This is a genomic window from Lysobacter enzymogenes, from assembly GCF_017168095.1.
Classification (GTDB): Bacteria; Pseudomonadota; Gammaproteobacteria; order Xanthomonadales; family Xanthomonadaceae; genus Lysobacter; species Lysobacter enzymogenes_D.
Genome location: NZ_LXSD01000405.1, coordinates 4,336 through 13,506, shown reverse-complemented (window position 1 = coordinate 13,506; position 9,171 = coordinate 4,336). Strand labels below are relative to the sequence as shown.

The 9,171-nt window shown below is 70.0% G+C and carries 8 protein-coding genes; 6 read left to right on the top strand and 2 right to left on the bottom strand.

From position 1 onward, the window contains the following. Positions 1–46 precede the first annotated feature (46 nt). From A7A76_RS17215 to A7A76_RS17190, 6 genes are all read left to right on the top strand, one after another. Positions 47–940 (top strand): MBL fold metallo-hydrolase, encoded by an 894-nt coding sequence (locus A7A76_RS17215; RefSeq protein WP_206412351.1) that lies wholly within the window; start codon positions 47–49, stop codon positions 938–940. Positions 941–948: 8 nt separating this feature from the next. After that, a complete protein-coding gene (locus A7A76_RS17210) occupies positions 949–1,470 on the top strand; it encodes a hypothetical protein (RefSeq protein WP_206412350.1) in 522 nt (173 codons plus the stop codon). A gap of 1,152 nt (positions 1,471–2,622) precedes the next feature. After that, positions 2,623–3,411 (top strand): molybdate ABC transporter substrate-binding protein, encoded by a 789-nt coding sequence (gene modA, locus A7A76_RS17205; RefSeq protein WP_206412349.1) that lies wholly within the window; start codon positions 2,623–2,625, stop codon positions 3,409–3,411. A gap of 43 nt (positions 3,412–3,454) precedes the next feature. Further along, the gene (gene modB, locus A7A76_RS17200) at positions 3,455–4,159 is read left to right on the top strand and encodes a molybdate ABC transporter permease subunit (protein ID WP_206412348.1); all 705 of its coding nucleotides are present in this window, start codon (positions 3,455–3,457) and stop codon (positions 4,157–4,159) included. A gap of 20 nt (positions 4,160–4,179) precedes the next feature. Then, positions 4,180–4,830, top strand: a complete 651-nt coding sequence (locus tag A7A76_RS17195; protein WP_206412354.1) for an ATP-binding cassette domain-containing protein — start codon at positions 4,180–4,182, stop codon at positions 4,828–4,830. Between the two features lie 99 nt (positions 4,831–4,929). After that, the gene (locus A7A76_RS17190; RefSeq protein WP_241201012.1) at positions 4,930–7,038 is read left to right on the top strand and encodes an acetyl-CoA hydrolase/transferase C-terminal domain-containing protein; all 2,109 of its coding nucleotides are present in this window, start codon (positions 4,930–4,932) and stop codon (positions 7,036–7,038) included. A gap of 89 nt (positions 7,039–7,127) precedes the next feature. Here the strand turns inward: A7A76_RS17190 and A7A76_RS17185 are convergent, their stop codons facing one another. Continuing rightward, on the bottom strand, positions 7,128–7,649 hold the full coding sequence (locus A7A76_RS17185) for an REP-associated tyrosine transposase (protein WP_241201011.1): 522 nt from the start codon (positions 7,647–7,649) through the stop codon (positions 7,128–7,130). A gap of 122 nt (positions 7,650–7,771) precedes the next feature. Next, complete coding sequence (locus A7A76_RS17180; protein WP_206412347.1) at positions 7,772–8,905, bottom strand: acyltransferase family protein; 1,134 nt, start codon at positions 8,903–8,905, stop codon at positions 7,772–7,774. Positions 8,906–9,171 lie beyond the last annotated feature (266 nt).

Below are 9,171 nucleotides of genomic sequence, written 5' to 3'. Positions count from 1 at the left end.
CCCGCGCGGCGCGTTCCGCACAGGCCCCGCCGCACCGAGAGCCGCCATGCCGCCGCCCGAGTCCAACGCCGCCGCGCCGCAGGTCAGCGCCTTCCATCATCGCGACACCGGCACCTGGAGCTATCTGGTCGCCGACCCCGCCACGCGCGCGGCGGCGATCGTCGACCCGGTGCTCGACTTCGATCCGCGCTCGGGCCGCACCGGCCTGGGCAGCGCCGCGGCCTTGCTCGAACGCGCCGCCGCCGACGGCCTGCGCATCGACTGGCTGCTGGAAACCCACGCCCATGCCGACCACCTCAGCGCCGCCCATGCGCTGCGCGAACGCCTGCGCGCGCAGACCGGCCACGCGCCGCGGCTGGCGATCGGCCGCCGCATCGGCGAAGTGCGGCGGGTGTTCGCGCCGTTGTTCGGCCTGGCCGACGACGCCGAGGCCGGGTTCGACCATCTGTTCGACGACGACGAGGACTTCGCCGTCGGCGCGCTGCCGGCGCGCGCGATCCCGGTGCCCGGCCACACCCAGGACAGCCTGGCGTATCTGATCGGCGAGGCGCTGTTCGTCGGCGATTCGCTGTTCCTGCCCGACAGCGGCACCGCCCGCTGCGACTTCCCCGGCGGCGACGCGGCGATGCTGTACCAGTCGATCCAGCGCCTGTACCGCCTGGACGACGCGACCCGCGTGTTCGTCTGCCACGACTACGGCAAGGACGGACGCGAGCCGGCCTGCGAGACCCGCATCGGCGCGCAGAAGCGCGACAACGTCCACGTCCGCGCCGACACCGCCGAGGCCGAGTTCGTGGCCCTGCGCGAAGCGCGCGACCGCACCCTGGCGGTGCCGGCGTTGATCCTGCCGGCGCTGCAGGTCAACCTGCGCGGCGGCGCCCTGCCGGAACCCGAAGCCAACGGCGTGCGCTACCTGAAACTGCCGCTCGACCAACTGTGAGGAGGCGCATGCGCCGGATCGAAAGCCGATTGTTCGCGAGCCGTTGGTTCGTCCTGTCTGCGCTGTTGGCCGCCGGCTTCGCCGCCCACGCCGCGCACCGCCACGGCGAAACGGCGCCGGCCGCGATGCCGCAGGGCGCGGTCGAAGTGAAGCTGGACGAAGCGGTGCTGGCCAGGCTGCCGCAGGTGAAGGCCGAAGGCAGCGCGCACGGCCGCAAGCTCAGCTGCGAAGGCGTGGCCCTGGTCGAACTGCTGCGCGCCAGCGGCGCGATGCCGGCCGAACCGCTGCGCGGCGCGCAGTTGTCGCGGATCGCGCAAGTGCGTGCGCGCGACGGCTACCGCGCCGCGTTCTCGCTCGCCGAACTCGACCCCAGCCTGGGCAACCGCCCGGTGGTGCTGACCCGCCGCTGCAACGGCGCCGACCTGCCGCCCGGCGACGGCCCGTGGCGGCTGATCGTCCCCGGCGAATCGCGGCCGGCGCGCTGGGTACGGCAGGTGCAGTCGATCCGGGTGGGCGACGCGGACGTTTGAGGGCGCCGTCGGGTCCGGCTTGGCCGGCTTGCTGCCGTTCCGGCGGCGGTGAGGTTCCGGCGTTTGCCGATGCCGAGGCAGGGCGCTGAAGTCTCTGGATCCCCGCGTTCGCGGGGATGACGGCTGGGAGCGGCGCGGGGAAACCCGATTGCGGCGGAATCCAAGGGCTGCGGATTCCGCTCGCGATACACCCACTCGCGGCGAAACCCACCTATCGTCATGCCCGCGAAGGCGGGCATCCAGGGCTTCATCGCAGCACGACTCTGAAGTCTCTGGATCCCCGCCTTCGCGGGGATGACGACTGGGAGCGGCGCGGGGAAACCCGATTGCCGCGGAACCCGCTCGCGACACACTCACTACACCCATTCACGGCGAAACCCACCTATCGTCATGCCCGCGAAGGCGGGCATCCAGGGATTCATCACAGCATGACTCTGAAGTCTCTGGATCCCCGCCTTCGCGGGGATGACAGCTGGGAGCGGCGCGGGGAAACCCGATTGCCGCGGAACCCAATGGCTGCGTATTCCGCTCGCGATACACCCTCACACCGACACCCACCTATCGTCATGCCCGCGAAGGCGGGCATCCAGGGTTTCACCGATGCACGACTCTGAAGTCTCTGGATCCCCGCCTTCGCGGGGATGACGGCTTGTAGCGGCGCGGGAAAACCGATTGCCGCGAAATCCATTCGCGATACAGCTACTACATCCACTCGCGGCGACACCTACCTATCGTCATGCCCGCGAAGGCGGGCATCCAGGGCTTCATCGCTGCACGACTCTGAAGTCTCTGGATCCCCGCCTTCACGGGGATGACGGCTGGGAGCGGCGCGGGGAAACCCGATTGCCGCAGAACCCAATGGCTGCGGATTCCGCTCGCGATACACCCACTCATGGCGAAACCCACCTATCGTCATGCCCGCGAAGGCGGGCATCCAGGGCTTCATCGCTGCACGACTCTGAAGTCTCTGGATCCCCGCCTTCGCAGGGATGACGATACGGAGCAGCGCGGTAAAACCCGCCTCCGCCATACCGCATTTCCCCGCTGTCGCCGCGATTTCCAAACACGGCCATCGCCGCGAAACCCCGGCCCGGCCGCGCTGCCGCCCCACTCCCGGGTTACCCTGACCCCACTTCCCCGCCGGCCCCGCCCATGAACCTCCGCCGTCGCTTCCTCGGCGCCCTGTGCGCCCTCGGTTTCGCCCTCGCCGCCGGCGCCGCGCCGGCCCAGGAGCCGCGCGCCGAACCGCTGACCGTGTTCGCCGCCGCCAGCCTCAAGGAATCGCTCGACGAAGCCGCCGCGGCCTACCAGCAGCAGACCGGCCAGGCGGTGCGCGCCTCCTACGCCGCCAGCTCGGCGCTGGCGCGGCAGATCGAACAGGGCGCGCCGGCCGACCTGTTCTTTTCCGCCGACCTGGACTGGATGGATTACCTGCAGCAACGCCGGTTGCTCGTCGACGCCAGCCGCCGCAACCTGCTCGGCAACACCTTGGTGCTGATCGCGCCGAAGGACAGCAAGGCCAAGGCGCCGGCGCTCAAGCCCGGCGTCGACCTGCGCCCGCTGCTCGGCGACGGCCGCCTCGCGGTGGCGCTGACCGCGAGCGTGCCGGCCGGCAAGTACGCGCGCGCCGCGTTGGAAAAATTCGGCGTGTGGGAGCAACTGCAGCCGCGCCTGGCCGAAGGCGAGAACGTGCGCGCGGCGCTGATGCTGGTGGCGCGCGGCGAAGCGCCGCTGGGCGTGGTCTACGGCAGCGACGCCCAGGCCGAGCCGAAGGTGCGGGTGCTGGCGACCTTCCCCGCCGACAGCCATGCGCCGATCGTCTATCCGGTCGCCGTGGTCAAGGCCAGCGCCCATCCGGGCGCGGCGAAATTCGCGCAATGGCTGCGCGGCAAGCAGGCCGCGGCGATCTTCCGCCGCCACGGCTTCGCGCCGCTGCCGTGAGCGCGCCGGCCGCCGCAGGCGCGACTCGCGTCGCAACGCCGCGATGAGCGAAGGCTGGGCCGGCTTCAGCGCCGCCGAGCTGACCGCGATCGCGCTCAGCCTCAAGGTCGCCGCCGCGGCCACCGTGTGCAGCCTGCCGTTCGGGGTGGCGGTGGGCTGGCTGCTGGCGCGCACGCGCTTCCCCGGCAAGCTGCTGGTCGACACCTTGCTGTATTTGCCGCTGGTGCTGCCGCCGGTGGTCACCGGCTACGCCCTGCTGCTCGGCTTCGGCACGCAGGGACCGATCGGGCGCTTCCTGTCCGAACACTTCGGCATCGTGTTCGCGTTCCGCTGGACCGGCGCCGCGCTGGCCAGCGCGATCATGGGCTTCCCGCTGATGGTGCGCGCGATCCGGCTGTCGATCGAAGCGGTCGATCCGCGCCTGGAACAGGCCGCATCCACGCTCGGCGCCAACCCGTGGCGGGTGTTCTTCGGCGTGACCTTGCCGTTGGCCTGGCCGGGGCTGCTGGCCGGCGCGGTGCTGTGCTTCGCCAAGGCGCTGGGCGAGTTCGGCGCGACCATCACCTTCGTGTCCAACATCGCCGGCGAAACCCAGACCCTGTCGTCGGCGATCTGGGGCCTGATGCAGACGCCGGGCGCCGAATCGGGCGTGCTGCGGCTGGCGCTGGTGGCGGTGGCGCTGTCGTTCGCCGCGGTGTTCGCCTCCGAATGGCTGGTGCAGCGCCAGCGCGCGGGAACGCAGCGATGAGCGCGAACGCGCACACGCCGATGCAGGCGGGGTTCGATATCGACATCGAGCTGCGCCGCGGCTCGTTCCGGCGCGCGTTCGCGATCCGCAGCCAGCGCCGGGTGATCGCCGTGGTCGGCGACTCCGGCGCCGGCAAGACCTCGCTGCTGCACGCCATCGCCGGGCTGCTGCGGCCGGCGCGCGGACGCATCGTCGTCGCCGGCGAGACCTTGTTCGACCGCGAACGCCGCATCGACCTGCCCGCGCACCGCCGCCGCATCGGCTACGTGTTCCAGGACGCGCGCCTGTTCCCGCACCTGGACGTGCGCGCCAACCTGCTCTACGGCCTGCGCGGCGCGGCCGTGCGCGAGCGCCGCTTCGAACTGGACGGCATCGTCGAGCTGCTCGGCATCGGCCCGCTGCTCGCGCGCGGCACCGGCGGGCTGTCGGGCGGCGAAACCCAGCGCGTGGCGCTGGGCCGCGCGCTGCTGTCGCAGCCGCGCATCCTGCTGCTGGACGAGCCCTTGTCGATGCTCGACATGAGCCGCCGCGACGAATTGCTGCCGTATCTGCAACGCGTGCGCGACGAAAGCGGGCTGCCGATGATCTACGTCAGCCACTATCCCGAGGAAGTGCGGCGGATCGCCGAGGAAGTGCATCGGGTCGGCGGGGCGGCGACTTTCGAGGAGTGAGCGCAGAGGAGTGAGCGAAAGCCTCGCTCTGCTCACTCCTCACTCCTGTGCGCTTAGACCTCGCCGCGGCGTTGACGGCGCCGATGCCATACTGCCGCCATGAGCCCGCACCCCCGCCCCGAACCCGCCCGTTTCGATTCCCTCGACGACGCCGTCGAATTCCTCTACCAGCGCGTGCCGGGTTCGCTGCACGTCGGCGCGCCGCTCGGCCTGGGCAAGCCGCACCGCCTGCTCAACGCGCTGTACCAGCGCGCCGAACGCGAGCCGTCGCGATGCCTGCATCTGTACACCGCGCTGTCGCTGGACCCGCCCGGCGCCGGCAAGGGCCTGGAAGCGCGCTTCCTGCGGCCGTTCGCGCAGCGCCATTTCGGCGACGACTTTCCGCGCCTGGCCTATGTCCAGGCGCTCAAGCGCAACGCCTTGCCGGCGCACATGGAAGTGGAGGAGTTCTACCTGCAATCGGGCGCGCTGCTGCACGCGCAGGCGGCGCAGCGCCGCTACGCCAGCCTCAACTACACCCACGTCGCCCGCGCCCTGGCCGACCGCGGCGTCAACGCGGTGGTGCAGAAGGTCGCGGCGGATCCGGCCGGCGGCGCGCGCCTGTCGCTGTCGTGCAATACCGACCTGACCTTCGACGCGGTCGATGCGATCGTGGCCCGCGGATTGCCGCGGCCGTTGCTGATCGCCGAAGTCGATCCGCTGCTGCCGTGGCTCGATGGCAGCGCGGCGGTGGACGCCTCGTTCTTCGATGCGGTGGTCGCGCCGCCGGGGCCGTACCCGAAGCTGTTCGGGCTGCCGCGCCAGCCGGTCAGCGATGCCGATTACGCCATCGGCTTCCATGCCAGCACCTTGGTGCGCGACGGCGGGACGTTGCAGATCGGCATCGGCACGCTGGCCGATGCGCTTTGCCATGCACTGGTGTTGCGGCATACGGACAATGCGGCGTATTGGCGGGTGTTGGGGGCGTTGGGGTACTCGCAGGACGATGCTGGGTCGAGCGGCACGGGAATTTCGTCGCTGGAAGGCGCTGCTTCGTTGGAGGTCGACCTCTCCGGCACCCGTAACGCGAAGGCGCCGGGTGCGTCGCTTGGTCAAACCGCTTCGTTGGAGGCTGACCTCATCGGCACCCGTAACGCGAAGGCGTCAGTTGCGCCGCTTGGTCCGTTTGAGGTTGGGCTTTTTGGCTGCAGCGAAATGCTCAACGAAGGCTTCCGCCGCCTGGTCGAAGTCGGCGTGATCAAACGCAAGGTGATCGACGACCTGGACTTCATGCGCCGCCTGCACGAAGGCCGCGCCGACGCCGCCGACCGCGAGCGGCTGGAACGCGAAGGCGAATACCTGCAAGGCGGCTTCTACCTGGGCTCGCAGGATTTCTACGACTGGCTGCGCGATATGCCCGACGATCGACGCCGCGGCATCAGCATGCGCCGCATCAGCGAGGTCAACGAGCTTTACGGCGGCAACGAAACGCTAGAACGCCTGCAGCGCCGCGACGCGCGCTTCTTCAACAGCTGCATGATGGCGACCGCGCTGGGCGCGGCGGTGTCCGACACGCTCGACGACGGCCGCGTGGTGTCCGGCGTCGGCGGCCAGTACAACTTCGTCGCGATGGCCCACGCCCTGCCGGATGCGCGTTCGGTGCTGATGCTGCGCGCCACCCGCGACAGCGGCGGCGACACGCGCTCGAACGTGGTGTGGAATTATGCGCAAACCACGATTCCGCGCCACCTGCGCGATGTCTACGTCACCGAATACGGCATCGCCGACTTGCGCGGCAAGACCGACGAGGACTGCATCCTGGCGATGGCCGCCGTAGCCGCCTGCGGCCATCAGTTCCCGTTGCTGCAAGCGGCGATGGCCAGCGGCAAGCTGCCGCAGGCGCATTACCGGCTCAGCGATCGCAACAGCCCGCAGCGGCTGCGCGACGCGCTCGCGCCGCTGCGCCAGCAGGGCGCGCTGCCCGATTATCCGCTCGGCAGCGATTTCACCGCGGTCGAGCAGCGGCTCGTGAAGGCGCTGGGGTGGCTCAAGGCGAATACCGCTACGGCCGGCTCCAAGGTGCGGACGGTGTTCAAGGCCTTGTTCTCGTCCGGCGCGGACGATGTCGAAGCGATGCGGCGGATGGGGCTGGAAAAACCAGGCGGCGTCGGCGAGCGCCTGGAAGCGCGGTTGGTTACGTTGGCGCTGCGCGAGACCCAGTCCGGCTGATCGAAGGGCATTCGCACGGATGGAATCGGTGCGGCGGATAGAAAAGCATCGGGCCTGAAGGCCCTCCCACAGGGGCACCGGCAAAAGGCTTAAGGTTCGAGCGCGGGCTCTTGTGGGAGGGCCTTCAGGCTCGATGCTTTTCTATCGGTCCATATCGCATCCCAGTAAGGGTAGTCCGAAATTTTCTCCACCAAACCCGCGCGCTTCGGGTTGGCGACGATGTAGCGCGCCGCCGGCAGCAAATCCGCTTCCCGCCGCAAGGCGCGATCACGAAAACCCGGCATCCACACGAAGCCTTTCCGATTCAGAGCGCGGTTGACCGACCTGGCCGTGCGCCCCTTCATCGACGCCACCACGCTTTCCAGACGAACGCCCTCGCCCAGCTGGATCAGTCCATGCCAGTGGTCCGGCATCAGCACCCAGCACAGCAACTGCGCACCTAGCCATTTGTCCGGATCGGCGATCGCGGCGGCGGCGATGCCGGCGACGTGGTCGCTGGCGAAGATGCGGCGATGGCGGATGCAGACCGTCGTCACCAGGTAGATCTGTCGGGCTTGCGACCAGCGGCCGCGGCGCAGGGCTTTGTAGCCGGGGGATTGGGTAGGGTCCATGTACCCAGATTGGCGCTGCGCGCTTGCCTGGGTTATCGGAATCTGCCGTTCGGTCGGCTAGGAAAGGTCCGTCGTGGCGGACAGGAAAGCATCGGGCCTGAAGGCCCTCCCACAAGCGGCGCTCAGGCGGCCGCGTTGGCGGTCGTGCGCGCGGCGCGCATGCGCTCGAACAAGCGACGTCCCCAGCGGATGCCCGGCTGCTCGACGAACCGATAGGTCAGCCACGCTGCCGGAATCGCTAAAGCCAGGCTCAGCGCCAGACACGCCGCATACGCCACGCCCTCCGGCAACGCGGCGTACAACCGCGCGAACGCACCGTACAGGCGCGACACCACGAACGGATGAACCAGGTACAGCGAATAGCTGATCGTCCCGAGAAAACACGTCGCGCGGTTGACCAGCGCACGCACCGCGACGCCCTCGCCGGCCAGCAGCAGGCCGAGCAAGATCAGCCCATAAGCGAGCGCGCTGAGGTGCCAGCCCGACGTCCAGGCGCCGGTCGGCAACACACCGTAGGGAATCGCCGCCAGCCCCGCCGCGCCGCAGGCGAGCGCGCCGAGGCCCAACCCGCGGCGCGGCGCGGCCGGCAGTCCGCGCAGCCACTGCCACGCGCCGAACAGCACGCAGCCCAGCACGAAGATCGGCATCTGGGTGAGCAGGCCGTAGCCGTTGCCGAGGAAGGCCAGCGCCGGCGGCGCGGCGCTCGCGGCCCACATCGCCAGTGCGTAGCTCGCCGCGAGCAGCGCCAGTTGCGCGGGCAACCGCCGGACGTACAGCGCCAGCAGCGGGAAGACCAGGTAGAACAGCATCTCCACGCCGATGGTCCAGCTGCCCATGACGATGCCGGCCTGCCACTGCGGCGACAGGCCGAACAGCATCGAGGCGTTCCAGGCGATTTCCTGCGCGCCGTAGCGCGCCGGCTCGCGCATCTGGTCGCGCAGCACCATCGCCGCCAGCAGGACCAGCAGCAACGGCGCGATGCGGAACACGCGGCTGAGATAGAAACTGCGCAGCGCCGCGCCCGTAGCGGCATGGCGCGGCCAGGTCAGGCACAGCGAGAACGCGCTCATGACGAAGAACAGCACCACGCCGCTGCCGCCCATGGCGATCGCCGGCACCGCCCAGGCCGGCGCCGCGAGGTGCGGATCGGGCATCGCCATGACGTGATAGACCACCACGTACAACGCCGCCAGGCCGCGCAGGGCATCGAGTTGCGGCAGGCGCGGCGCGGCTTCGGCGGGCAGTGGCTGGGGCATGGACGTTCCGGTGCCCGTCGACGATCGCGCAGGCGCCGGGCGCTGCGGCTGCAGGTGCATGGTAGTAGCGAGCAAGGCACTTAAAAAGTGCGCCAGCGCCGATGTGGAACCGACAGCCGCGCGAACGCCATCGCGCGGAATCGATCCGCAGCCGGCCGAACCCAAGGACGGGAACGCACGCCCGACAGACTTCGCGCAGCGTCCCGCCGAAAAACGAACGGGGACGCAATGCGTCCCCGTTCGCCCGCCGCCCCGCCTGCGCGGGA